Source organism: Achromobacter pulmonis, from assembly GCF_902859765.1.
Taxonomy (GTDB): domain Bacteria; phylum Pseudomonadota; class Gammaproteobacteria; order Burkholderiales; family Burkholderiaceae_B; genus Achromobacter; species Achromobacter pulmonis.
This window is the reverse complement of record NZ_CADIJV010000002.1, coordinates 232,072-255,957: the sequence shown is the minus strand read 5'-3', so window position 1 is coordinate 255,957 and position 23,886 is coordinate 232,072. Positions and strand designations below refer to the sequence as shown.

22 protein-coding genes and 1 tRNA gene are annotated in these 23,886 nt (G+C 66.7%); 7 read left to right on the top strand and 16 right to left on the bottom strand.

All coding sequences use genetic code 11. The features are described 5' to 3' along the window. The first annotated feature begins 3 nt into the window (after positions 1 to 3). Complete coding sequence (locus HV701_RS02755; protein ID WP_054430021.1) at positions 4 to 309, top strand: chorismate mutase; 306 nt, start codon at positions 4 to 6, stop codon at positions 307 to 309. A gap of 117 nt (positions 310 to 426) precedes the next feature. Here the strand turns inward: HV701_RS02755 and HV701_RS02750 are convergent, their stop codons facing one another. From HV701_RS02750 to dapC, 11 genes are all read right to left on the bottom strand, one after another. Next, a complete protein-coding gene (locus HV701_RS02750) occupies positions 427 to 1,683 on the bottom strand; it encodes a cytochrome-c peroxidase (RefSeq protein WP_175131599.1) in 1,257 nt (418 codons plus the stop codon). A 209-nt stretch (positions 1,684 to 1,892) separates the two neighbouring features. Further along, the gene (locus HV701_RS02745; protein WP_338077759.1) at positions 1,893 to 4,427 is read right to left on the bottom strand and encodes a TonB-dependent receptor; all 2,535 of its coding nucleotides are present in this window, start codon (positions 4,425 to 4,427) and stop codon (positions 1,893 to 1,895) included. 188 nt (positions 4,428 to 4,615) lie between these two features. After that, positions 4,616 to 7,258, bottom strand: a complete 2,643-nt coding sequence (locus HV701_RS02740) for a TonB-dependent receptor plug domain-containing protein (protein ID WP_175131597.1) — start codon at positions 7,256 to 7,258, stop codon at positions 4,616 to 4,618. Between the two features lie 139 nt (positions 7,259 to 7,397). Next, a complete protein-coding gene (locus HV701_RS02735; protein WP_420867802.1) occupies positions 7,398 to 9,968 on the bottom strand; it encodes a TonB-dependent receptor plug domain-containing protein in 2,571 nt (856 codons plus the stop codon). A 321-nt stretch (positions 9,969 to 10,289) separates the two neighbouring features. Beyond that, entirely contained in the window at positions 10,290 to 11,222 is a 933-nt protein-coding gene (locus HV701_RS02730; RefSeq protein ID WP_175131595.1) for a FecR family protein, read from the bottom strand. After that, positions 11,219 to 11,707 (bottom strand): RNA polymerase sigma factor, encoded by a 489-nt coding sequence (locus HV701_RS02725; protein WP_175131594.1) that lies wholly within the window; start codon positions 11,705 to 11,707, stop codon positions 11,219 to 11,221. The genes HV701_RS02730 and HV701_RS02725 overlap by 4 nt, the downstream gene beginning before the upstream one ends. A 130-nt stretch (positions 11,708 to 11,837) precedes the next feature. After that, a complete protein-coding gene (locus HV701_RS02720; protein ID WP_175131593.1) occupies positions 11,838 to 13,772 on the bottom strand; it encodes an ABC-F family ATP-binding cassette domain-containing protein in 1,935 nt (644 codons plus the stop codon). Further along, positions 13,769 to 14,665, bottom strand: coding sequence for a 50S ribosomal protein L3 N(5)-glutamine methyltransferase (prmB, locus tag HV701_RS02715; RefSeq protein WP_175131592.1), 897 nt, complete (start codon positions 14,663 to 14,665; stop codon positions 13,769 to 13,771). The genes HV701_RS02720 and prmB overlap by 4 nt, the downstream gene beginning before the upstream one ends. A gap of 10 nt (positions 14,666 to 14,675) precedes the next feature. Further along, positions 14,676 to 15,815 carry a succinyl-diaminopimelate desuccinylase gene (gene dapE, locus HV701_RS02710; RefSeq protein WP_175131591.1) on the bottom strand — a complete coding sequence of 380 codons (1,140 nt, stop codon included), beginning with the start codon at positions 15,813 to 15,815 and terminating at the stop codon, positions 14,676 to 14,678. Next, the gene (gene dapD / locus HV701_RS02705; RefSeq protein ID WP_175131590.1) at positions 15,816 to 16,637 is read right to left on the bottom strand and encodes a 2,3,4,5-tetrahydropyridine-2,6-dicarboxylate N-succinyltransferase; all 822 of its coding nucleotides are present in this window, start codon (positions 16,635 to 16,637) and stop codon (positions 15,816 to 15,818) included. Positions 16,638 to 16,666: 29 nt separating this feature from the next. Beyond that, a complete protein-coding gene (gene dapC, locus HV701_RS02700; protein WP_175131589.1) occupies positions 16,667 to 17,863 on the bottom strand; it encodes a succinyldiaminopimelate transaminase in 1,197 nt (398 codons plus the stop codon). A gap of 46 nt (positions 17,864 to 17,909) precedes the next feature. Here dapC and HV701_RS02695 point away from each other — a divergent pair. Next, positions 17,910 to 17,996: transfer RNA gene (locus HV701_RS02695), tRNA-Leu, on the top strand. Positions 17,997 to 18,204: 208 nt separating this feature from the next. After that, positions 18,205 to 18,441, top strand: coding sequence for a hypothetical protein (locus HV701_RS02690; RefSeq protein WP_420867801.1), 237 nt, complete (start codon positions 18,205 to 18,207; stop codon positions 18,439 to 18,441). A 9-nt stretch (positions 18,442 to 18,450) separates the two neighbouring features. On the opposite strand, the gene HV701_RS02685 is transcribed toward HV701_RS02690, so the two are convergent. Continuing rightward, the gene (locus HV701_RS02685) at positions 18,451 to 18,960 is read right to left on the bottom strand and encodes a hypothetical protein (RefSeq protein ID WP_175131587.1); all 510 of its coding nucleotides are present in this window, start codon (positions 18,958 to 18,960) and stop codon (positions 18,451 to 18,453) included. Between the two features lie 15 nt (positions 18,961 to 18,975). Next, complete coding sequence (locus HV701_RS02680; protein ID WP_175131586.1) at positions 18,976 to 19,338, bottom strand: hypothetical protein; 363 nt, start codon at positions 19,336 to 19,338, stop codon at positions 18,976 to 18,978. Between the two features lie 200 nt (positions 19,339 to 19,538). Between HV701_RS02680 and aqpZ the strand changes: the two genes are divergently transcribed. After that, on the top strand, positions 19,539 to 20,249 hold the full coding sequence (gene aqpZ, locus HV701_RS02675; protein ID WP_175131585.1) for an aquaporin Z: 711 nt from the start codon (positions 19,539 to 19,541) through the stop codon (positions 20,247 to 20,249). Positions 20,250 to 20,286: 37 nt separating this feature from the next. On the opposite strand, the gene HV701_RS02670 is transcribed toward aqpZ, so the two are convergent. Then, positions 20,287 to 21,504, bottom strand: a complete 1,218-nt coding sequence (locus HV701_RS02670; RefSeq protein ID WP_175131584.1) for a DUF1444 domain-containing protein — start codon at positions 21,502 to 21,504, stop codon at positions 20,287 to 20,289. A gap of 59 nt (positions 21,505 to 21,563) precedes the next feature. After that, on the bottom strand, positions 21,564 to 21,794 hold the full coding sequence (locus HV701_RS02665; protein ID WP_175131583.1) for an HD domain-containing protein: 231 nt from the start codon (positions 21,792 to 21,794) through the stop codon (positions 21,564 to 21,566). Between the two features lie 43 nt (positions 21,795 to 21,837). On the opposite strand from HV701_RS02665, the gene kdsA reads away from it, so the two are divergent. The 3 genes from kdsA to HV701_RS02650 all read left to right on the top strand — a co-directional run bounded on the left by kdsA (position 21,838) and on the right by HV701_RS02650 (position 23,468). Continuing rightward, the gene (gene kdsA / locus HV701_RS02660; RefSeq protein WP_175131582.1) at positions 21,838 to 22,695 is read left to right on the top strand and encodes a 3-deoxy-8-phosphooctulonate synthase; all 858 of its coding nucleotides are present in this window, start codon (positions 21,838 to 21,840) and stop codon (positions 22,693 to 22,695) included. Positions 22,696 to 22,761: 66 nt separating this feature from the next. Then, positions 22,762 to 23,070, top strand: a complete 309-nt coding sequence (locus tag HV701_RS02655) for a carbohydrate isomerase (protein ID WP_175131581.1) — start codon at positions 22,762 to 22,764, stop codon at positions 23,068 to 23,070. Positions 23,071 to 23,207: 137 nt separating this feature from the next. Next, positions 23,208 to 23,468: a hypothetical protein gene (locus HV701_RS02650; protein ID WP_236756331.1), complete on the top strand. Its 261-nt coding sequence runs from the start codon at positions 23,208 to 23,210 to the stop codon at positions 23,466 to 23,468. Between the two features lie 23 nt (positions 23,469 to 23,491). Here HV701_RS02650 and HV701_RS02645 read toward each other — a convergent pair whose 3' ends face one another. After that, on the bottom strand, positions 23,492 to 23,797 hold the full coding sequence (locus tag HV701_RS02645; RefSeq protein WP_175131580.1) for a hypothetical protein: 306 nt from the start codon (positions 23,795 to 23,797) through the stop codon (positions 23,492 to 23,494). Between the last annotated feature and the right edge of the window lie 89 nt (positions 23,798 to 23,886).

Below are 23,886 nucleotides of genomic sequence, written 5' to 3'. Positions count from 1 at the left end.
GACATGGCCAATCAAGATTCCCCGAAAGCCGAACTGGCATCGCTGCGCGCCGAGATCGATGAAATCGACCAGCAGATCATCCTGCTGCTCGGCGTGCGCTTCCGCTGCACGGACATGATCGGTGAACTCAAGCAGGCCAACGATATGGACCTGGTGGACCCGGTGCGCGAAGACCAGCAGGTCCAGCGCATCCGCCGCCTGGCCGAAGAGGCCGGCGTGCCGCCGGCCCTGGCCGAAACCATCCTGCGCGAAGTGATCGACACCGTCGTCGATCATCACACGCGTCTGCGCGAGCGTCCCTACTCGTGATGCGCGCCTGATGGCCGCTGCCCGCCAGGGCGCGGCCGTCCGCACACAGAAAGGTCCATGGCCGCGGCTCTGCCGCGGCCATTCTTTTTTCTCGCGCCGCGTTGTCGTCGGATCGGATTACAAGGTCTTCAGGAACGCCAGCAGGGCGTCGATCTCGGCCGGGCTCAGGTCGAGCGGCTTGATGTGTTCCGACTTGCGCGGCGCATACGGGTCCGGGGGATCCGCCGGCGGCGCTTCACGGCCCATGCCGGCGTTGTACATCCGCAGCAGCCCCCGCAGGTCCGGGAACAGGCCGTTGTGCATCCATGGGCCGGCCTGCGCCACGTTGCGCAGGCTCGGCGTGCGGAACTTGCCCAGGTCGGCGGGATCGCGCGTGGCCTCGTAGCGCCCCAGGTCCTGGTTGCGGCGGCCGTAGAAGGACAGGCCGATGTTGTGGAACTGATGGTCGGTGAGCAGCGGGCCGTTGTGACAGTTCATGCAGCGCGCCTGGGTGCGGAACAGGTGCAGGCCCAGCAATTCGGTGTCGTCCAGCGCCTCGGCGCGGCCGGCCAGGAAATCGTCGAAGCGGGTCTTCTCGGGGCGCAGCGAGGCCACGTAGGCGGCCAGTGCGCGCGCCAGGCGGTCGGCGTCGATCACAGATGTCGGTGTCGATGCCACTGACGCCTGGGCCGCCGGCGCGCCGCCGAACGCCTCCAGGAAGCGCGCGGGATACATGTCGGTCTCCCGCAGCCGCGCCACTGCCCCGGCGGCGTCGTGGTTCATCTCCCGCGGGTCGTGCAGCGGCCCCATCACCTGTTTCTTGAGGCTGGCCGCGCGGCCGTCCCAGAACAGGCTCGGCGCGAACGGCGCGGCATACAGCGGCGTCGAGCGGCGCCGCCCCATCAGCTTGTCCTCGCCCACCGCCAGCGGCAGGCCGTCGGTGAACGCGCGCTGCGGCTGGTGGCAGGAAGCACAGGACACCTGCCCCTTGCGCGACAGGCGGGTATCGAAGAACAGCATCTGGCCCAGCGCCACGACTGCCGGCCGCGCCACGTCGGCGGCCAGTTCGGCCTGACCCAGATTGGCGGCGGTCCATTGCAGCGGGGGGCTGGCGACGGCGGGGACCGGCGCCCATTCATTCCATTGCACGCCGGCGTCGATGGTGGGCGCGGGCCAACCGGCTACGGGTCCGGAATAGCGCGCGCGCAGGCAGGCGATGTTCCAACCCGCCGGGGCGTGGCAAGCGGCGGCGTTGGACGCGATGCCGGATGGCATGGAGGCGGGCTGCCGGCCAGACACGGTGGACGGGGCCGCCAGCAGGAGGGCCAGCGGAATGGCATGCAGGACGGCGGCCAGGGCGTTCGGCCGGAGCCGGGATTTGCCACGCAGGGGCATCGATACGTTCCGTGTCGCGTTGGTGTCAGGCGTAGGACGCAGCGACAGTTGCAATACCTCAGCGCGCAATCGATGAATAATCTATATGGATTTCGATTTGTTGATTGATGCGTGAGATCCGATCGTCCGCGCGCCGTGGCCGGGATGGCCGCGGCGCATGTTAGGGACTGCGGCCCTGGCGCTCCATGGCGCGTGGTCTGATATGTTGTTCAGAAGCGGTAGCCGACCTGCACCCAGAGTTCACGCCCTGATTGATAGGTGCTGTAGTCGGTCGTCAGGTTGGGATTGCTGGCAACGATCGCGGGCATGCGGTTGAGCAGATTGAGGATATCCACGGTCAGCTCCAGCCGAGGCATGAAGGTGGGTTGCCAGGTGAGCCGGGTGTCCCAGGTCCAGTATGAGGGCAGGCGAGCCGACTGGTAGCTGTCCAGCCGGTACGGCTCGGGACCCCTGCCCACGAACATGATGCCGTCGTGCCTGCCTCGCCAGTTGATCATGTTGCTCCACGTCAGCCCCGTGGCAGGGTAGGCGCCGGTGAGGGCAAGCGTGGCGGTCTGGGGCTGGTGGTAGCTCCTGGGCGGCAGATCCATGGCGCGGATCTCCGTGCCGTTGTAGATCACCCGCTCGTCGGGACCGTGAGCGTCATCGCCATACCCTTTGGCCAGGTCGGCGTTGGCCTTGCGCTTCTGCCAACTCCACGACGCCAGCATGGTCCAGCGGGTAGGGCCGGCGTGCCACGGTTCCAGCGTGCGCAGCGTCAGGCTGACGGCGTCGGTGATGGAGCTGCCGCCATTGCGGTACTTGAACCCCTTGTCGATCCTACCGCTCTTGGTCCATTGTTGCCGGCCGTTGCGACGCACGTAGCCCAGCAGGCCTTCCAGTCCCGCCATGCGCTGGCGCAGCGACAGCGCCCATTCGTCGTCATACGGCATGCGCAGCCCGCTGTAGTCCACGGAAAAATCCTGTTTGCCGGCGGGCACGGGCTTGCCCTGGAAGTCGGTCAACTGTTTCAACAGCCGCAAGCGCCGGGCTTCCAGCGCGGTTTCCAGCACCGTCCCACCGAAGTAACGCGACCAGCCGCCGCTCAGCAAGGTGTCGCCCGATCCGAACACGTCCCAGTCCAGGCGCGTGCGCGGCGCGAGGTTGTTGCTGCCGAACAGGCTTTCGTGGTCATAGCGCAGCCCGGCATCCAGCGCCAGCCGCCGCCACTCGACGCGATCGGACAGATACAGCGCGGCCGTGCGGCTGCGCGCCCGCACGGTGCCCGGCCGCCACAGGTACATATTGGTATCAATGTAATCGCCCAGACTGTCGTAGATGCGCGTGTAGGCGGTCGACAGCCTCGGCCGCTTGAACGCCGCGTCGATCTGTTGCACGTCGATCCCCGCGTACACATTGTGTGTGAATGCCCGGCCGCGCTGCGGGTCCAGGTCGATACGCGCTTTGAGGTGTGCGGTGTCCTGTTGCTTCTGTTCCCGGCCGAACCCGCCTTTGAAATACAAGGGCCGGTTGTAGGGCCGTGTCGTAACCCACTCGCGGCTGGCGGAGCGGCGGTTGCTCATGGCGTGGTCCCAGCCCGTCTGCAACATCAGGCGTCCTGCCGGCAACCGGTGCTCCAGGCGCCCGGTCAGGCCGTATGCGCCATGGTTGTTGTCGTATTGCGTGTCGCGGGCGGTATTGCTGACCAGCCTTTCGTTGCGATCGCTGTATTTCAGCGTCAGGTCGACCAGGGTGTCGGCGCTGGCGCGCACGCTGAATTTGCCCAGGAAGTTGTCGATGCGGTCGCGATAGGAATTCGGCGTGCGCAGCGGCTTGCCGGCGTCATCGGCCGTCAGGCCCCAGCGCTCGATCCGGGATTGCCGGTGCGACATGGACAGCACCATGCCGGCCTTGTCATTGACGGCGAGGTCCGCCACGGCCGAATAGAAGCGTTTTTCCCAGCGCGGCGTGAAGCCGGGTTCCCCCTGCGCCCATTTTTTCTGCTGCCCCGGCGAGACGCGTTGCCGGGTCATGTTCGACGTGTTCCAGCGGTAGTCGAATTTCAGGTGGTTCTTGCCGGAAAAACGGCGCAACTGCGCATCGACGACGCCGCCATTGAAGCGTCCATACTCCACCGGCACGAAACTGTCTCGCACGTGCACGGCTTCCAGAAGGCTGGTGTCGATGAAGTACGACTGCGGGTTGCTGGGCACGTTGCCGCCGATCTGGGCCAGGTTCTTGTTGGCCGGGTCGACACGGTTGGTGGCATCGACGCCATCGATCTGGAACAGGTTCTGGTAGGGGCTGGCGCCGTAGAAGGAAACGTCTTCGACAGCGAGCGAGCCGCGGTTCTGGGAGCTGGCGGCGCCGGGGTTGGTGCGCACCGCGGGATGGTTCGCCACCAGCGTGCTCAGGTCGTGGTTGGCGGACGGGGTTGAGGCGATTTCCCGCTCGCCGTAGAGACGTTCGCCGACCTGCGCGCCATAGACTCGCACGGGATCGAGCTGCGAAGTGCTGGCCGCGTCGGGCTTGTCGACCTGGATGATGTAGCGGTTCGCGCCGTCCGCACGCGGCGCCAGCCCCGAGCCTTCCAGCATCCGGTCAAGGGCCAATCGGGCGGCAAACTTGCCGCGCACCACCGGGGACATCTTGCCCGCCACCGCCTCCGGCGGGAAGGATATCTCCAGGCCGGATTGGCGGCCCAGTTCGACCAGCGCATCGCCCAGCGGCAGGGAGGGGATGCACAGGCGCAGGGCGTCGGTCAATGGTTGGGCGACCGCGGGAACGGCGAGGGCGAGCAAGGCGCAGAAAAGAAGCGTCGATGTGCGCGCGGGGTGGGCATGGCGTGGCATGAGGGCGTCCTGGCTCCGTGGATGTCGGCAGTGGGACGCCGCGAGCCGAGGGATACCTCAGTGCCGAAGCGACGTGTGATCGGTCATATCGTCCGATTCGGTCAGAAGCGGTAGCCGACCTGCAGCCAGAGTTCGCGTCCGGATTGATAGGTGTCGGGGCTGGTTCTTCTTCTGGGATTGCTCGGTGCGACCGCCGGCATCCGGTTCAACAGATTCAGGACCTCAATCGTCAACGTCAGCCTCTGGATGACAGGCGGCTGCCAGGTCAGCTTGGTGTCCCACGTCCAGTACGACGCCATATCCGCCGATTTGTAGCGGTCCAGGAGCGCCGGCGCCGGGCCGCGTCCGTCATAAACGGTTGCCGCGCGCCGGCCGCGCCAGTTCAGCATGTTGCTCCATGTGACGCCGACGCTGGGATAGGCGCCGATCAGGGTCAAGGTGGCGACCTGGGGCTGGTAGAAGGAGGTGGGGGGCAGGTCGATGGCGCGAATTTCGGCGTTGTTGTAGAGAACGCGTTCGTCAGGGTCGCGCGCGTCGCCGTCGTAGCCCTCAATCAGATCGTTGTTGGTCTTGCGTTTCTGCCAGCCCCAGGTGGCCACCAGGTTCCAGCGGGTCTTGCCGACGCGCCACGGCTCCAGGGTCTTGAGCATGATGTGGATGCTGTCGGTGGTGGACCCGCCGTCGTTGGTGTAGCGATAGCGGTATGGATCGTCGTTGGCGATGCGCTGCCGGGTCCATTGATCCCGTCCGTTTCGGCGCACGTAATTGATCCTGCCTTCCACGTTGGCGATGCGCTGGCGCAACGAGACGGCCCACTCGTCGTCATGGGGCATGCGCAGCCCTGCATACTCCGTCACGTAGGGCTTGGGGCCACGGTCGACAGGGTTACCTTTGCCGTCGATCTCCAGGCGCGACAGTCGTTGGCGTTCGGCCCATAGTGCTGTCTGCAGTACTTCGGCGCCGTAATAGCGGGACCAGCCCGCGCTCAAGAGCGTATCGCCCGAACCGAACATATCCCAATCCAGGCGGGTGCGCGGCGCAAGGTTGCCGGTGTGCAGGAAGCTCTCGTGGTCGTAGCGCAGTCCCGCGTCCAGGGCCAGTCTGCGCCATGCAATGCGATCGGACAGATACAGGCTTTCCGTGTGGTATTTCACATCGACGCTGCCGGGGAGATTGTGGGTCTTGCTGCGATCCGTATAGGTGCCGTCGGCGTGGTGGACGCGGTTCAGAGAATACGAATCCTGGAAGCGCTTGAATCCGGCATTGATCTGTTGGAGTTCGACGCCCGCATAGGCGTTGTGAGTGAGCGCGCCGGTGTGGAGCGGGTCGAGGTCGACGCGGCTCTTGATCGACCAGGTGTCCTGTTGGGTCTGTTCCCGGCCAAAGCCACCACTGGTGTATTGGGGTAGCGGCAAGACAACGTGGGTTATCAATTCGTTGTCGGGCGATTTGCGGTTGCTCAGGGCATGATCCCAGCCGGCCTGCAGCGTCACACGTCCGCCCGGGAAGAAGCGCTCCAGGTTGCCGCTCAGCCCATAGGCGCGATGATTGTGGTCCCAATGGGTGTAGCGAAAAATATCGCTGGCCAGTGTTTCGCGCCGGTCGCTGTATTTCAGGACGAGGTCGGCGGTCGTATCGGCGTTGGCCTGCACGCTGAACTTGCCCAGGAAGTTATCGATGTGGTCGCGATAGTGGTTGTGGTTATAGACGATTTGTTTGCCGGTCTCATCCACGCCCAGGAGCGCGCGGGTTATCTGGGATTGCCGCTGCGACATGGCAAGGACCATACCGGCCTTGTCGTTGACCGCGATGTCACCGATGGCGGAGTAAAACTGCTTTTTCCATTTGGGCGCAAAGCCGGGTTTGCCCTGCGCCCAAGCGTTCTCTTCGCCAGGGGCGATCCGCTGCTGGGTCATATTGGACGTGTTCCAGCGGTAATCCAGCTTCAGCCCGTTTTTGCCGGAGAACCTGCGTAGCCGCGCGTCGACCACGCCGCCGGTGAAACGGCCGTATGCCGCCGGCACGAAGCTGTCGTGGACGTGGACTTCTTCGAGCAGGCGGGTATCGATGAAATAGGACTGCGAATTGCTCGGTACGTTGCCAATCTGCAGGTTGAGGTTCTTGCTGGCCGGATTCACCCGGTTGGTCGCGTCCATGCCGTCGATGCGGTAAAGGTTCTGATAGGGGCTGGCGCCGTAGAATGAGATTTCCTCGACATCCAGCGAGCCACGATTCTGCGACCCCGCCGCGCCCGGGTTGGTGCGCACCGCCGGATGCGTGGCCACCAATGTGCTCATATCCCGGTTGGACGATGGCGTCTCCTCGATCTCCTCGCGGCTGTAGACACGCCCGCCGATCTGTTCGCCGTAGATCCGGACCGGTTCCAGGCGCGATGCCGAGAACGGCGTGGTCCTGTCCACGAAGACGATGTAGCGGCCCGGGCCATCGGCGCGCAGCGCCAGGCCGGAACCGGCCAGCAACTGGTTTAGCGCCGCCAGCGCCGAGTTTTCGCCCCGCAGGGCGGGCGCGACCTTGCCGGCCACTGCGGCCGGCGGAAACGAGATCTGCAGGCCCGATTGGCGGCCCAGCGCCAGCAAGGCGTCGCCCAGCGGTTGCGCTGGCATGTCGTAGGCGAAAGTGCGGCCGGGCGACTGGGCATGGGCGGGCGCGGCCATGGCCAGTGCGGCGCAGAAGATAGCGATCGACGCGTTGGGGCGGAAACGGCCGTTGAAAGAGAGAGGCATGCGAGCGTCCTTGGCTGATTGAAAACCAGCCATAGGACGCGGCGGACGGCGGCGAACCTCAGCGCCAAACCGGCGAATGGGCGATGGGATGCTTCGAAGTCAGACCGGATGAATGCCTGCGCACCGCTTCATCGCCGCTTCAGAACCGATACCCCACCTGCAGCCACAGCTCACGCCCCGACTGGAACGTGCTGCGGTTGGTCTTCAGGTTCGGATTGCTGGCCGTGACCGCCGGCATGCGGTTCAGCAAGTTGAGCACTTCCACCGTGAATTCCAGGTTGCGCGCGAACGTTGGCTGCCAGGCCAGCTTGGTGTCCCAGGTCCAGTACGACGGCAATTCGCCCGATTCGTAGCGGTCGAGGTATTGCGGCCGCGGGCCGACGCCGACGTAGATGGTGGCGTCGCGCTTGCTGCGCCAGTTCAGCTTGTTGCTCCAGGTCAGGCCCGCGCGCGGGTAGGCGCCGATCAGCGTGAGCGAGGCGACCTGCGGTTGGTAGAAGGTGCTGGGCGGCAGGTCGATGGCGCGGATTTCCGAGCCGTTGTAGATCACCCGGTCATCCGGATCGCGCGCATCGGCGGTGTAGCCCGTGACCAGATCGCCGTTGGTCTTGCGCTTCTGCCAGCTCCACGATGCCTGCATGTTCCAGCGCGTCGGCCCCAGGCGCCAGGGCTCCAGCGTGCGCAGCGTCAGGCTGACGCCGTCGGTGGTGGAAAAGCCGTCGTTGCCATAGGTGTAGCCCGCGGCCTGCGTGCCGCGCTTGGTCCATTGGTCGCGGCCATTACGATGCACGTAGCTCAGCAGGCCTTCGATGCCCGCCATGCGTTGGCGCAGCGACACCGCCCATTCATCGTCATAGGGCATGCGCAGGCCGCGGTAATCGACAAAGTATTCCTTGCCGCCATCGGCCACGGGCCTGCCCTTGCTGTCGAGCACCTGGCGGCGCAGGCGGCTGCGTTCGGCTTCCAGCGCCGTCTGCAGCACTTCGCTGCCGTAGTAGCGCGACCAGCCCGCGCTCAGCAGCGTATCGCCCGAGCCCAGCACGTCCCATTCCAGGCGGGTGCGCGGCGACACGTTGGTGTTGCCCAGGAAGGTCTCGCGGTCGTAGCGCAGCCCGGCGTCCAGTGCCAGCCGTTGCCATTCGATGCGGTCGGACAGGTACACGCTGGCCATGTTGTATTTCACGTTGACCGTGCCAGGCAGGTAGTGGACCTTGCTGAAGTCCTGGTAGGTGCCCTTGTTGTTGTAGGCGCGGCGGAACGAATACGAATCCTGGAAGCGCTTGAAGCCCGCGTCGACCTGCTGCAGGTCGGCGCCCGCGTACAGGCTGTGGGTGAAGATGCCGGTGCGCACCGGGTCGAGGTCGACGCGGCCCTTGAGGGTCCAGGTGTCCTGCCGCGTCTGTTCCTTGCCGAAGCCGCCCGCGGTGTATTGCGGCAGCTTGTAGGGTTGGTAGGTCACCAGTTCGTCGCCGACGGATTGGCGGTCGCTGGTGGCGTGGTCCCAGCCGGCCTGCAGCGTGAAGCGCCCGCCCTGGAACAGGTGGTCGAGGTTGCCGCTCAGGCCGTAGGCGCCGTGGTTGTTGTCCCAATGCGTATCGCGGAACAGGTAGCTGGATAGCGTCTCGCTGCGGTCGCTGTATTTCAGCGTGAGGTCGGCGGTGGTGTCGGCGCTGGCGCGCACGCTGAACTTGCCCAGGAAGTTGTCGACGCGGTCGCGGTAGGTGTCCTGACCCTGCTGCGGCTGGCCCTTGTCGTCCACCCCCATGTTCCAGCGCGTGATGTCGGATTCACGGCGCGACATGGCCAGCACCACGCCGGATTTGTCGTCGAAGGCGAAGTCACCCACCACGGAGTAGAAGCGCTTTTTCCATTCGGGGGAATAGCCCGGCTGGCCCTGCGCCCAGCTGTTCTCCTCGCCTTCCGACACCTGCTGCCGCGTCATCTTCGAAGTGTTCCAGCGGTAGTCAAACTTCAGGTGATTCTCGCCCGAGAAGCGGCGCAGCCGCGCGTCCACCACGCCGCCGGTGAAGCGGCCGTATTCGACCGGCACGAAGCTGTCGTAGACCCGTACCGCCTCCAGCAGACTGGTATCGACGAAGTACGACTGCGGGTTGCTGGGGACGTTGCCGACCTGCAGATTGAGATTCTTGCTGGCCGGATCGACGCGGTTGGTGGCGTCGATGCCGTCGATCTGGAACAGGTTCTGGTAGGGGCTCGAGCCGTGGAAGGAGATGTCCTCGACGTTGAGCGAGCCGCGGTTTTGCGAGCCGCTGGCGCCCGGGTTGGTGCGCACCGCCGGGTGGCTGGCGACCAGTGTGCTCAGGTCGCGGTTGGACGACGGCGTTTCGGCGATTTCCTGCTGGCCAAAGATGCGCTCGCCGGCCTGTTCGCCATAGACCCGCACGGGCTCCAGCCGCGACGTCGAGAACGGATGGGTCTTGTCGACGAAGACAATGTAGCGGCCCGGGCCGTCGGCGCGCAGCGCCAGGCCGGAACCGGCCAGCAGGCGGTCCAGCGCCAGCAGGGCGGAGTACTCGCCTTGCAGCGCGGGCGAGACCTTGCCCGCCACGGCGGCCGGCGGGAAGGAGATCTCCAGGCCCGATTGGCGCCCGAGCGCGAGCAGGGCGTCGCCCAATGCCTGCGACGGAATGTCATACGCGATGGTGCGCGCGGGCGGCTGGGCGGCGACGGGCGCGGTAATGGCCAGCATGACGCAAAGGAGGGCGGCCGAGGCGCTGGGCCGGCGTTTGCGGTCAAGAGGGAGAGGCATGAAAACGTCCTACGCTGTGTTGATGTCAGCCGTAGGACGCCGCGTAGGGCGCAATCCCTCATTGCAGAATTGATGAATAATTTATATTGATTCTTATTTACCGATTGAGAAGACCAGCGAAAGACGGCGAGCGCAGTTCGGGATATCGCGAGTGGCGGGGGCGTGAAAGCGCGGCGTCGCGGAGCGTCGATGCGCCCGCGATGCAGAGATCCCCTGCCATGCGGAGCGCGCCGGACCCGCCAGTCCTGCGAGGGCAAGCCCTCAGCGCAGGATCAGCAGGCCGGGCAGGTCGGTGATGCCGACCTTGGTCTGCGCCAGCAGCAGGTCGAGCGCGCGCTTGGGATCGGCGATGCTCGCCGTGCCGGACACGCGGGTGCCGCGCGCCAGTTCGCCCACCACCAGGATGTGCTTGCCGGTGTAGCGCGCCAACTGCGCGGCGGCGTCGGGCAGCGCGGTGTCGTTGAAGGCCAGCAGGCCCTGACTCCAGGCGGGCGCGGTTTCGCGCGGGGCCGGGTCGCGGATCATGCCGCGGGCCGAGACCGTGATGCGTTGCCCAGGTTCGAGGGTCTGCGGCTGCCCGGCGGCGCAGGCCAGGCATTGCACCGCCACCTGGTGCTGGTAGACGGTGATGCGGGTCGCGTCGGTGTCACGTGCGACGGTGTAGCGCGTGCCCAGGGCCGTGGCGCTGGCGTCCGCGGTGACGACCGTGAAGGCGGGGCCGTCGGCGCCGCGGGGCGTGGCCTCGAACAGCGCCCGACCGGACAGCAGGCGCACCTCGCGCTTGCCCGGCCCGAAGTCCACGGCGATGGCCGAATGCGCGTCCAGGATGGCGCGGGAGCCGTCGGGCAGGGCCACGCGCAGCGGCTGTGTGCCGCTGGCGTAGTCGGCGTCCGGCCGGAAGTCGCGCAGGGAATAGGCGGCCACGCCCGCGGTCGTGGCGAGCGCCAGGGCCAGTACCGCGCGGCGTTTGCGAGGAGGGCGGATGGTCAGCTTGCCGCGGTCGATCTCGCCCATGCGGCGCCATACCCGCGCCAGCCGGTCAAAGGCGGCGGCATGGCGGGGATCGGCGTGGTACCAGGCGTCGAATTCCGCCTGCGCCTGCGCGTCCAGAGGCTGGCCGCTGCGCCGGATGACCCAGCGCGAGGCCTGTTCGTCGGCGGCCGTGGCGTTGCCTTGGGCGGCGGCCTTGTTCACGCGGTCAAGGCCTGGTCGCAGGCCAGCAGGATGCGCATCATGTGTTTCTCGACCGCGCTGACCGAGATCGCGAGGCGCTCGGCGATGGCGCGGTAGGTCAGCCCTTCGTGGCGATGCAGGACGAAGACGTCGAGACTGCGGCGCGGCTGGCGCAGCAGGGCGGCTTCGAGCCGGTGCAGCAGTTGGTTGGCCGAGGCGACGTCCAGCGTGTCGGCCTCGAACGCCGGCGGCTGGGCGGCGGCGTAATCGGCCAGGGCGGTGATTTCGCGGCCCCGGCGCCGATGCCAGTCGGTGGCGATGTTGGCCGCCACCCGAAAGACATAGGCGCGTTCGTTGTCCGGCAGCGTCTTGTCCCGGAATTCGGCCAGCTTGATCCACGTGTCCTGGGCGCAATCCTGGGCCACGTCACGCGAGCCGGTGCGCAGGGAAAGAAAGCCCAGCACTTCGCGGTAGTGCCGGAGGAATACGTTGGTAAGCGAAGACATGTCGCGATCGCCTGGCGCCAGGTGAGAGTCAGATTTGCGACGAATTATAAATGATAATTATTGTTGTTAGCTGCGGTTTCAGCGCATGGCATGCCTGGGGCGGGCTGCAGGCGCCGCCCGCCCCAGGGGGTCAGACTTCCGTCTGCCCGATTTCTTCCAGCGAACCCTGCAATTCGAGCCACTGTTCTTCCAGCGTCTCCATGCGCTTGCCGTACTCGCCGTGTTCGGCCATGACCTTCTGGCGCTCCGCGCGGCGCGCGTCGGAATACAGATCCGGGTCGGCGATGACCGCATCCAGCGCCTGCAGCTTGGTCCGCAGCTTTTCCATGTCGGCCTCGACCTTGGCCAGCTTGGCTTCCAGCGGCTTGCGTAGCGCCGACAGGCGTTGGCGTTGTTCGGCCTCGGCGCGCCGTTGCGCCTTGCGGTCGACCACGGCCTCGCCGTTCTCGGCGTTTTCACGGGCCGCTTCGGCGCGCTCGCCGGCATTGCGGGCGGCCAACCAGTCGCGGTAGTCCTCCAGGTCGCCGTCGAACTCGCGCACGGCGCCGTCGGCAACGATCCAGAAGCTGTCCACGGTCGTGCGCAACAGGTGGCGATCGTGCGACACCAACAGCATGCTGCCGCCGAATTCGGCCAGCGCGGCGGCCAAGGCCTCGCGCGTTTCGACGTCCAGGTGGTTGCTGGGTTCGTCCAGCAGCAGCAGGTTGGGCTTCTGCCACACGATCAGCGACAGCGCCAGGCGGGCTTTCTCGCCGCCCGACATCGGGCCGACCTTGCTGTTGACCGTGTCGCCCGAGAAGCCGAAACCGCCCAGGTAGTTGCGCAGTTCCTGCTCGCGCGTGTCCGGCGACAGCCGCGCCAGATGGGCCAGCGGCGTGCTGTCCACATCCAGCATGTCGAGCTGGTGCTGGTGGAAGTAACCGATCGCCAGGCCGCGCGAGGCGCGGCGCTCGCCGGCCTGCACCGGCAGTTCTTCCGCCAGGGTCTTGATCAGCGTGCTCTTGCCGGCGCCGTTGGCGCCCAGCACGCCGACGCGGCTGCCGGCGCGCACCATCAGCGTCACGTCGCGCAGGATCGGCACGGCTTGGCCGGCGGCGTCGGTGTAGCCGGCCGACAGGTGCTCCAGCGTCAGCAGCGGGTCCGGCACCTGATCGGGCGAGGGGATGCGGATGTCGATGCCGGCCTCGGCGTGCAGCGGCGCCAGCACCTGCATGCGCGCCAGGGCCTTGACCCGGCTCTGGGCCTGCTTGGCCTTGGAGGCTTTGGCCTTGAAGCGGTCGATGAAGCCTTGCAGGCGCGCGGCTTCGCGCGTCTGGCGCTCGTAGGCGATGTTGGTCTGGCGCAGGCGCTCGGCGCGCTGCGTCAGGAAGTCGCCGTAGCCGCCGCGGTAGCGCACCAGCTTGGCGTGGTCGAAATGCAGAATGGACTTGGCCACCGCGTCCAGGAACTCGGTGTCGTGGGAGATCAGCATGACGGTGCCGGGATAGGCGGCCAGCCATTTCTCCAGCCACAGCATGGCATCCAGGTCCAAGTGGTTGGTGGGCTCGTCCAGCAGCAGCAGGTCGGACGGCGCCATCAGCGCGCGCGCCAGCGCCAGGCGCATGCGCCAGCCGCCGGAGAAGCTCGCCACCGGCTGCGTCCATTCGGCCGGCTTGAAGCCCAGGCCGGCCAGCAACTGCTCGGCGCGCGAGGCCGCGCTCCAGGCGCCGGCCTCGACCAGCGCCGCCTCGACTTCGGCGATCTGCGTGCCCTGGTCGTCGGTGAGTTCGGCGCGGCGCGCCTGCAGCGCGCGCAGCGGCGTGTCGCCGTCGATGACGAATTCGCGCGCAGGGCGGTCGTCGGCGCGCAGCTCCTGTTCGACGCTGGCGATGCGCCAGCCGGCCGGCAGCGCCAGATTGCCGGCGTCCAGGTCCAGCGCGCCCGTCAGCAGGGCGAACAGCGACGATTTGCCGGCGCCGTTCTTGCCGACGATGCCGACACGCTCGCCCGGGTGCACCACGAATTCGGCGTCGTCCAGCAGCACCTTGGTGCCGCGCCGCAAGGTCAATCCAGAGGCGCGGATCACGTCGTCAACTGCTCGCGGGTCAGCAACAGCAACTGATCCGACGCTTCCGCCGTGTCGAGCCATACCGGCGACAGTTCAGGGAAGGCGGCTTCGAAGAACTCGCGCTCGTGGCCGATCTCCAGCACCAGCACGCCGTTCTCCGACAGGTAGCGCGGCGCCGCCTGAAGAATACGGCGCACCAGGTCCATGCCGTCGGCGCCGCCGGCCAGGGCCAGGTGCGGCTCGTGGCGGTATTCCTGCGGCAGCACGTCCATCGAACCGCTGTTGACGTAGGGCGGGTTGCAGACGATCACGTCGTACTGGCGTTCGGGCAGGGCGTCGAACAGATTGCTCTGGTGCAGCGCCAGCCGGTCGCCCAGGCCGTAGTCGTCGACGTTGCGGCGGGCGACTTCGAGCGCGTCGGACGACACGTCGACGGCATCCACCTGGGCATGGGGGAACGCCAGGGCCGCCAGGATCGCCAGGCAGCCCGAGCCAGTGCACATGTCGAGCACGCTGTCGACGGCCTGCGGGTCCTGCACCCAGGGCGACAGGCCTTCGTCCAGCAGCTCCGCGATGGGCGAGCGCGGCACGATGACGCGCGCGTCCACGTAGAAGCGATGCCCGCGCAGCCAGGCCTCATTGGTGAGATAGGCGGCCGGCACGCGCTCGGTGACGCGGCGGTCGATCAGCTCCAGCACGCGGTTGCGCTCTTCGCTGAGCACGCGGGCGTCCAGGAAGGGCTCCAGCGTGTCCAGCGGCAGGTGCAGCGCGTGCAGGACCAGGTAGACCGTCTCGTCCCAGGCGTTGTCGCTGCCGTGTCCCAGCGCCACCTGGGCGGCGTTCAGGCGCGATACACCGTAGCGGATCAGGTCACGCAGGGTCAGCAGTTCTTGGCGGGCGGATTGATACATGTGGGCTTTGTTACTTGGCGGGCAGGAGGTTTTCCAGCGTGCGCCGATAGATGTTTTTCAGCGGGTCCAGCGAGGCCAGCTCGATACGCTCGTTGACCTTGTGGATCGTGGCGTTGCACGGGCCGAACTCGATGACCTGCGGGCAGATCTTGGCGATGAAGCGGCCATCGGAGGTGCCGCCGGTGGTCGACAGCTCGGCCGTCACGCCGGTTTCCTCGTGGATGGCCTTGACCAGCGCATCGGTCAGCGAACCGCGCGGGGTCAGGAAGGGCTCGCCGCCCAGTTCCCAGTCCAGCGTGTATTCCAGGCCATGGCGGTCCAGCACGTCGTGCACCCGTGCCTTCAAGCTTTCCGGCGTGCTGGCGGTGGAGAAACGGAAGTTGAACAGCGCCACCGCCTCGCCCGGCACCACGTTGGTGGCGCCCGTGCCCGAGTTCAGGTTCGAGACCTGGAACGTGGTGGGCGGGAAGTACTCGTTGCCCTGGTCCCATTCGATCGCGACGATCTCGGCCAGCGCCGGCGCCAACTGGTGCACCGGGTTGCGCGCCAGGTGCGGGTAGGCCACGTGGCCCTGGATGCCCTTGACTGTGAGCTTGCCCGACAGCGAGCCGCGGCGGCCGTTCTTGCAGGTGTCGCCGAGCACGTCACCGGAAGTGGGTTCGCCGACGATGCAATAGTCCATCTGCTCGCCACGCGCCTTGAGCGCGTCACAGACGATGGCGGTGCCGTCGATCGACGGGCCTTCCTCGTCGGACGTGATCAAGAGGGCGATCGAGCCGCCGTGCCGCGGGTTGGCCGCCACGAATTCCTCGGCCGCCACCACGAAGGCGGCGATCGAGCTTTTCATGTCGGCGGCGCCGCGGCCATACAGGTAGCCGTCGCGCTCGGTGGGCACGAACGGATCGCTTTCCCACTTTTCGCGCGGGCCCGGCGGCACCACGTCAGTGTGGCCGGCGAAGACCACCAGCGGCGCCGTGTCGCCACGGCGCGCCCACAGGTTGGTGACACCGCCCTGGGCGATGGTTTCGCAAGTGAAGCCAAGCGGCGCCAGGCGCGCGGCCAGCGTCGCCTGGCAATCGGCGTCCGCCGGGGTGACCGACGGACGGGCGATCAGGTCCTTGACCAGATCCAGAACAACGTGGGCCGACATTTACGCCCTCAGCAGATCGTTGATGCTGGTCTTGGCGCGGGTCTGCGCGTCGACACGCTTGACGATGACGGCGCAGGCCAGGCTGTGCGAGCCGTCGGCCGAGGGCAGCGAGCCCGGCACCACCACCGAACCGGACGGCACGCGGCCGTAGGTGATCTTGCCCGTGGCGCGGTCATAGATCTTGGTGCTTTGCGACAGGAACACGCCCATGGCCAGCACCGAGTTCTCTTCGACGATCACGCCTTCGACCACTTCCGAGCGGGCGCCGATGAAGCAGTTGTCTTCGATGATGGTGGGATTGGCCTGCAGCGGCTCGAGCACGCCGCCGATGCCGACGCCGCCGGACAGGTGGACGTTCTTGCCGATCTGCGCGCACGAGCCGACGGTGGCCCAGGTGTCGACCATGGTGCCCTCATCGACGTAGGCGCCGATATTGACGTACGAGGGCATCAGCACCACGTTGCGGCCGATGAAGGCGCCGCGGCGGGCGACGGCGGGCGGCACCACGCGATAGCCGCCTTGCTTGAAGGCGTTGTCGCCGTATTCCGAGAACTTGAGCGGCACCTTGTCGTAGAACTGCAGCGGGGCCTGGCCCATGATGGCGTTGTCGTACAGGCGGAACGACAGCAGCACGGCCTTCTTGATCCACTGGTGCACGACCCAGTCATCGTTGATTTTCTCGGCCACGCGCAGGCGGCCCAGGTCCAGCCCGTCGATGGTGTGTTCGACGGCTTCGCGCACTTCGGCGCTGGCGTCGACGGGCGACAGGTTGGCCCGGTCGTCCCAGGCTTTTTCGATGGTGGTCTGCAGGTCGAGAGTCATAGCGGCTCAGCTTTTTTCAAAAAGGTTGATCAAACAGAAGTATGGACGAAATGGGCGATGCGTTCGGCCGCCTGCACGCAGTCGGCCAGGGGCGCCACCAGGGCCAGGCGGATGCGCCCCTCGCCCGGATTCACGCCGTGGGCTTCGCGCGCCAGGAAACTGCCCGGCAGCACGGTAACACCGGTACGGCCATAAAGGTCGCGCACGAACGCGGTATCCGAGCCCGGGGTGGCCGCCCACAGGTAGAACGAAGCCTGCGGACGTTGCACGTCCAGCACGTTCTGCAGGATCGGCAGCACGGCCTCGAACTTCTCGCGGTACAGGCGGCGGTTTTCCTTGACGTGGGTCTCGTCGGTCCAGGCGGCGATGCTGGCGGCCGACACCAGCGGGCTCATGGCGCTGCCATGATACGTGCGGTACAGCAGGAAACGGCCGATCAGCGCGGCGTCGCCCGCTACGAAGCCCGAGCGCAGGCCCGGCACGTTGGAGCGCTTGGACAGGCTGGAGAACACCATCAGGTTGTGGTAGCCGTCACGGCCCAGCCGGCGCGCCGCCTGCAGGCCGCCCAACGGCGGGTTGCCTTCGTCCAGATAGATCTCGGAATAGCATTCGTCGGAGGCGATGACGAAGCCGTGGCGATCGGACAGGGCGAACAGGTCTTCCCATTCGTCCAGCGACATGACATTGCCGGCCGGGTTGCCGGGCGAGCACACGAACACCATGCGGGTCTTTTTCCAGACCTCGTCCGGCACCTGGTTCCAGTCGCAGGCGAAATTGCGCAGCGCGTCGGCGTTGACGTAGTAGGGGGTGGCGCCGGCCAGAACGGCGGCGCCCTCGTAGATCTGGTAGAACGGGTTGGGACAGATCACCACCGACCCGGCCGACGGGTCGATCACCGTCTGGGTGAAGGCGAACAGCGCCTCGCGCGAGCCCAGCGCCGGCAGCACCTGGGTATCGGCATCGGGCGCCGGAATGCTGTAGCGCCGCGCCAACCACTGGGCGATGGCCTGGCGCAGTGCGGGATCGCCCTTGGTTGACGGATACACCGACAAGCCGCCAAGATGGTCGCGGATGGCCTGCCCGATGCGTTCCGGCGCCGCGTGTTTGGGCTCGCCGATCGACAGATTGATGGGCGTCAGGCCGTCCGGCAGCGCGCCGGCCGAGGCCAGCAGGGCGCGCAGTTTTTCGAACGGGTAGGGGTGCAGGGCATCGAGGCGCGGATTCATAACGCAAGATTTTAACAAGCAAGCTACAATAGCGGGCTTGGCCTTTGCGAAGGTGGCGAAATTGGTAGACGCACCAGGTTTAGGTCCTGACGCCGTAACAGGTGTAGGGGTTCGAGTCCCCTCCTTCGCACCAACCCTATTCGGACACCGATCTGGCGCAGCGCCAACGATGTCCAGCCACCCCGCGGCGCATGCGCGTCGCGGGGTTTTTCTTTGGCGGGCCGGGCGTGCCGGCCGCCGCTTGTCCGGCATTTGCCGCGCTTGCTATAAAGAAGCCTGTCGTATTCCTAGTCGAGCGAGGGTGAATAGTGTCGATTCAATTACTTGGCCGCGGTGGCTTGGTGCTGCTGCTTGCCGCGCTCGCCGGCTGTTCTTCGTCTTCCACGCCCAATCCCTGGTCTTCGCCCGCCTCATCTGGCCCCGATTCGTCGCGCGTCAGCCTGGAGTGCCGCTTGAGCCGCAGCAGTTGCATCTATGAAGGCAAATACGAGGCTGGCGAGCGCGACTACGCCGAAGACGAGGCGAAACGGCTGAACCGGGCCGAAATGGAACGCTTGCGCCGAGCCACCGGCGGTTGATCCCGCGCATCAGCCGTTCGCGCTGGCCGCAGTCCCGCGCCTGCCATACAGCGCCCGCGCGCACAGCGCCCCGGCCACCAGTCCGGGCACGCCGCCGGCGATCAGTGGCACCGGCAGTTCGTGCCAGGCGCCGTCGCGGCTCGATAAACCCAGCAGGAACACCGTGCCGTACAACCCGCCCACCAGGCCGGCCAGGCAATACGCGCGCCCCGACGCGAGCGCGGGTTTGCAGGCGCCGGCCACCAGGCCGCTCAGCAGCGCGGGCACGCCGCCAAACAGGTATGCCCAGGGGATCAGCAGGATCGACGTCAGCAGGTGCTCGGCGCTGCGCGCCGCCACGGCCAGCATCAGCGATAACACCAGGACGCCGATCGGCGGGCCCATGAACAGATAGAGCGCGGCGCCGCCAGCGGCCGCGCGTCCGATGTCGCGGGGGGCCAGGCCGGGCGGGCGGCGGCGTATGCGCCACGCCAGCACGGCTAGTGACAGCAGTGCCAGGGTACTTGTCGATAGCAACATCTCGGTGCGGCGTGCTCAGGCGTCGGTAGGGCGGTTGGGGAACAGGTTCAGCGACAGGATGGCATCGGGGTAGGTGGCCAGCAGCATACCCGACAGATGGCCGTGCAAGGCGCCGAACAGCGGCCAGGTCAGCGGCTCGCTGCCGGGCAGCAGGTCCAACAGCATCAACTGGCCGGTGCGCACCGTGCCCACGAAATAGGCGCGCTCGTCATGCTGGCCGGTGGGCGTGGCGCGATAGATCTTGGCGGCGCGGCCGCTGTCGTCCTTGCGCCAGGTATTGCCGCCGCCGGAGGTGGCCTTGGCGCCGATGGGGGCGATGTCGGCCTGGATGGTCTCCCAGAGCGCGCGGGCATTGGTGGCGTAAACGACAATGGTCATGGCGGTCGCGCTCCTGTCGGTAATCGAGACGTGCCAAAGGTAGCAACGTCGTCGCGTTACGGCAAGCGACAGCGCATGATCGTCGATGCGGTCATCGACATCGTCAAGCATCGTCAAGAATCGCCTGGAATTTACATTGCTTTGAAGTCGTAACGCCCGCCTCGCGCTACCGTCGCGTTTTCAATCGCGGAGGGCGAAACATGTACCCACTTTCGAAGCGCTGCGGCGCGGAATTCTTCGGCACGTTCTGGCTGGTGCTGGGCGGTTGCGGCGCGGCGGTGCTGGCGGCGGGATTCCCGCAACTGGGCATCGGCTTTGCCGGTGTCGCGCTGGCGTTCGGCCTGACGGTGCTGACCATGGCATTCGCCGTGGGCCACATCTCGGGCGGGCATTTCAATCCCGCGGTCACGGTCGGGCTGGTTGCCGGCGGCCGTTTCCCGGCCCGTGAGATCCTGCCGTACGTGGTGGCGCAGGTGTTGGGTGCGGTTGCGGCGGCGGCGGTGCTGGCGGTGATCGCCAATGGCCAGCAGGGCTTCGACCTGCAGGCCAGCGGCTTTGCCGCCAACGGCTTTGGCGCCCATTCGCCGGGCAAATATTCGATGGCCGCCGCCCTGGTCACCGAAATCGTGATGACGGCGGGTTTCCTGTTCGTGATCCTGGGCGCGACGTCCAAGCGCGCGCCGGCGGGTTTCGCGGCCATCCCGATCGGCCTGGCGCTGACGCTGATCCACCTGGTCAGCATCCCGGTCACCAATACCTCGGTGAATCCGGCGCGTTCCACCGGCCCCGCGCTGTTTGTCGGCGGCTGGGCGCTGGAGCAACTGTGGCTGTTCTGGGTGGCGCCGATCGCCGGCGCGATCATCGGCGCGCTGGCGTACCGCCTGGTGAGCGAACGGGCGTCGCAGGCGTAGCAGCGCCGGGCGCGGCGGTCGCGGGCCGGGATATCGATCAATCCACGGCGCGCAGCCGCGCCAATTGCGTATCGTCCGGAAAGCCCCGGGTGCGATAGCGCACCGGATAGCAGTCTTCGGGTTCGAGCAGCGGCGCCAATTCGGCGGCCGCCTGCTCCCAACTCACCACCCGGACCTCGCCAAGCTCATCGCTGGCCTCGGGGCGCACTAATGCCAGGCGATCGACCTTGGGCAGCAAGGTGTCCACGCCACGCGTCCAGGTGGCCAGTGAGAACGAGGCGGCTGCGGCATCGTTCTGCGTGAACAGGTTGTAGGACGCCACGAACACGTCGATCCCGCGTGCTTCGTGCAGGCGGTCCAGGGCTTCTTTCTGCGCGTCGTAGTCGCCCTGGGCCAGCACCCGCGCCAGGTGCGCCTGCAGGCCGATGAGAGGTTGCTGCCGCGGCAGGTAGCGTTCGACCCCGGCATCGCCGTAGCGGTACATGCAGGCGGAGACGGGGCGCCCATGCTCCACCACCTGCAGGCAGAGTTCGGTCATCTTCAACAGCCCGGCATCGTCGTTGTCGCCGCTGACCAGCAGCAGGTCGCGGGTCGGCATCATGAATATCGGGCGGCCGCGCGCCGGGATGCGTTCCAGCATGTCGGGTAGCAGCGCGCGGCTGATGTCGTAGCCGTCTTCCCAGCCGCCGCCGTACACGCCCGGCGCCACCTCCACGAAGTGGTCGACGGATTCGCGCAGATTGTCGATGGCGATTTCCAGGGCGTCGTCGAACGACAGGCCCCATGCTTCATCGGGTCCGGTGGTGAGCATGGCGATGGACTCGGGATGGTCCAGCGCGAGCAACACCACACAATCATCGCCGAAAGGGCGTAGTGCCGGAGGGGGGGCGTCGTCGTTGCCGTCGTTGCGCAGGTGGTGCATGCGTACCGCTTCGAGCATGGCGCGGCCGCGGATCACGGGCCGCAGCAGCGGGCGGGCCTCGGCCAGCGATGCCGGGTGCGTCTGGCTGCTGGTCAGCAGGGTCGAGACATAGCCCTGCAGCGCCCCCTGGCGTTGCCCGCCAGGCGCATCGCAATAGGCGCGGTATGCGTTGTGCAGATTGAAGTACGCGCTTTCGCCGTGCAGCAACCGGAATTCATCCGCCTTGTAGTCCAGGTTGCCGGTGAAGCCCCGCTGCCGCACGGCGGCGATGAACAGCGCGGCGAACTGGTCTTGCGTGGGTTTGCGCCGGAACAGCGCGTCGAGGAATCCCATGCTTGTCTCACGTGGTGGAGCCGGCGCCGGATGGTCCGCCGCCGCAGGGCCCGGCGCTGCTACGCCAGCCCGGCGTGCAAGTTTGGCCGGCTGGCGGATGTCCCGGAGCAGGGGCACCCGCCGGCTTGCTCGCGGCCGTAGTCCTGGTTGAGCTCATCGTCGAAATCCGGGGCATTGGCGCCCTGGTTATGTTGTAGCAGGGTTTCCTGCCGATCCATCGGTTTGACTGCCCGGGTTGCGGGCAACGGGGCGGTTTCGTAGTCGGCCCACAACGCCGTCAGGTTGTACATTACGCACTTGTCACCTGCTTCACCATTACAGGATCGCCCCATCATGACCGCCCCGGAAGTCGCCATCTCGCCCTCGATCACCTGCGCCAACGACCAGCCTTTCGTGCTGTTCGGCGGGATCAACGTGCTGGAATCCAAGGATCTGGCCCTGCGCGCCTGCGAGGAATACCAGCGCGTGACCACCCGGCTCGGCATTCCCTATGTGTTCAAGGCCTCGTTCGACAAGGCCAACCGGTCATCGATCCACTCCTTTCGCGGTCCGGGCCTGGAAGAGGGCATGAAGATCTTCGAGGCGGTCAAGCAGAACTTCGGCGTGCCGGTGATCACCGACGTGCATGAGCCATGGCAGGCCGCGCCCGTGGCCGAAGTGGCCGACATCCTGCAATTGCCGGCGTTCCTGGCCCGCCAGACCGATCTGGTGGTGGCGCTGGCCAAGACCGGCCGTATCGTCAACATCAAGAAGCCGCAATTCCTCAGCCCCACCCAGGTGCTCAACATCGTCGAGAAGTTCACCGAGGCCGGCAATCAGCAGATCATCCTGTGCGACCGCGGCACCAGCTTCGGCTACGACAACCTGGTGGTGGACATGCTCGGCTTTGGCGTCATGAAGAAGGTAAGCGGCAACCGGCCGGTGATCTTCGACGTCACGCACGCGCTGCAGCAGCGCTCGGCCCTGGACGCGGCCTCTGGCGGACGCCGCGAACAGGTCGCCGAACTGGCGCGGGCGGGCATGGGCGTGGGCCTTGCCGGCCTGTTCCTGGAAGCCCATCCCGACCCCCGTCATGCCAAGTGCGACGGTCCCAGCGCCTTGCCGCTGGACAAGCTCGAACCGTTCCTGACCCAGTTGAAGCAACTGGATGATCTGGTGAAATCCTTTGAACCCATCGATATCGACCCCTGACGGCTGTCATCGCGGATCCGTGAAGTTGTTATACGATCCCGGCCACCAGATTTGAGGGAGGCCCGGATGTCGTTTTACGCGATCGTCGCCGTTCGTAAGGAAGCCGTCAGCGGCCACGTCGCCTATGTGCGGTGGGGCTTGGCCGAGCGTGGCGTGCCCGGCTGGGTCAACGAACCCGTGACGGCGGCCGCGTCCGAAGTGATCGAGGCCATCAAGGCCGGCGCCGATGTTGAAACCGTGGTCAGCGTCGATGGCGTATCCGTGGCCTCGCGTCCGGTGCGGGTGCTGACCGACGACGACGGACGCGAACACCTGGCCTCGGCGCCGGCGCCCAGTTCCACCCTGCATACGGTGTTCGACCTGCCGGAGTTCTGACCGGCTTCGGTGGTAATTTCTCCACCGTGCCGCCAGTGCGTCTCCCGCCCGCCACGGCGGGCATGGCGCTTGCTGCCTTCAAGCCCGTGATGTCGCCGCGTTCCTCGTGGTCGCGGCGAGGCTTCGGGGGAAACAGCATGATGGACCACAGCGAGATGATGGCCCGCATGATCAGCAAGACCGTCGCGCCCGGCAGGCCCGAGCAATGGGACGGCATCCTGTCCGCGTATGCGGATTGTCTGCTGGCGGTGCAGGGCAAGCTGACCGGGGACGATCTGCATCGCTTCCTGGATGTGGGCGCGCGGATATTCAGGACCTGCTGCCAGGAAGAGGCGCGGCAGCGCTGGACCGCCGAGCAACTGGCGGCCTATCACCGCAAACCGCCCGCAAAGCTGTGAAAAGAGGGCGCTGCGCGGCCGCCTCAGAGGCACTGCCGCAGCGCGAACTTGCGGCCGAAGGCGCGGATTTCATCGCCGTCGACCGAGGCGGCGACGTCCCAGTGATCGCCGCGCGTGACCAGCATGGATTGCGATGCAAACGCATGGCGCAGCGCGAATAGCCAGAAGGCGGTTTCCGAGCCGATCGGCGCCAGATCGTGCGGGCCGATCCGCAACCGCGCTGGCCGGGGCGTCGCGCCCAGGGACCATCGCAGCGCGATCGCCAGGAAGGCGAAGCGCGCGGACACTGACGACGGCTGGACGCAAAGCACGCGGATCTTGGGCTTCATGGTCGGACGACCTCCACAAGGGGTGACCCAGCGTAGCAAAGAAGGCCGCGGCATTCCATACCGCGTTTGGGCGATTCCATGCCTGGCGC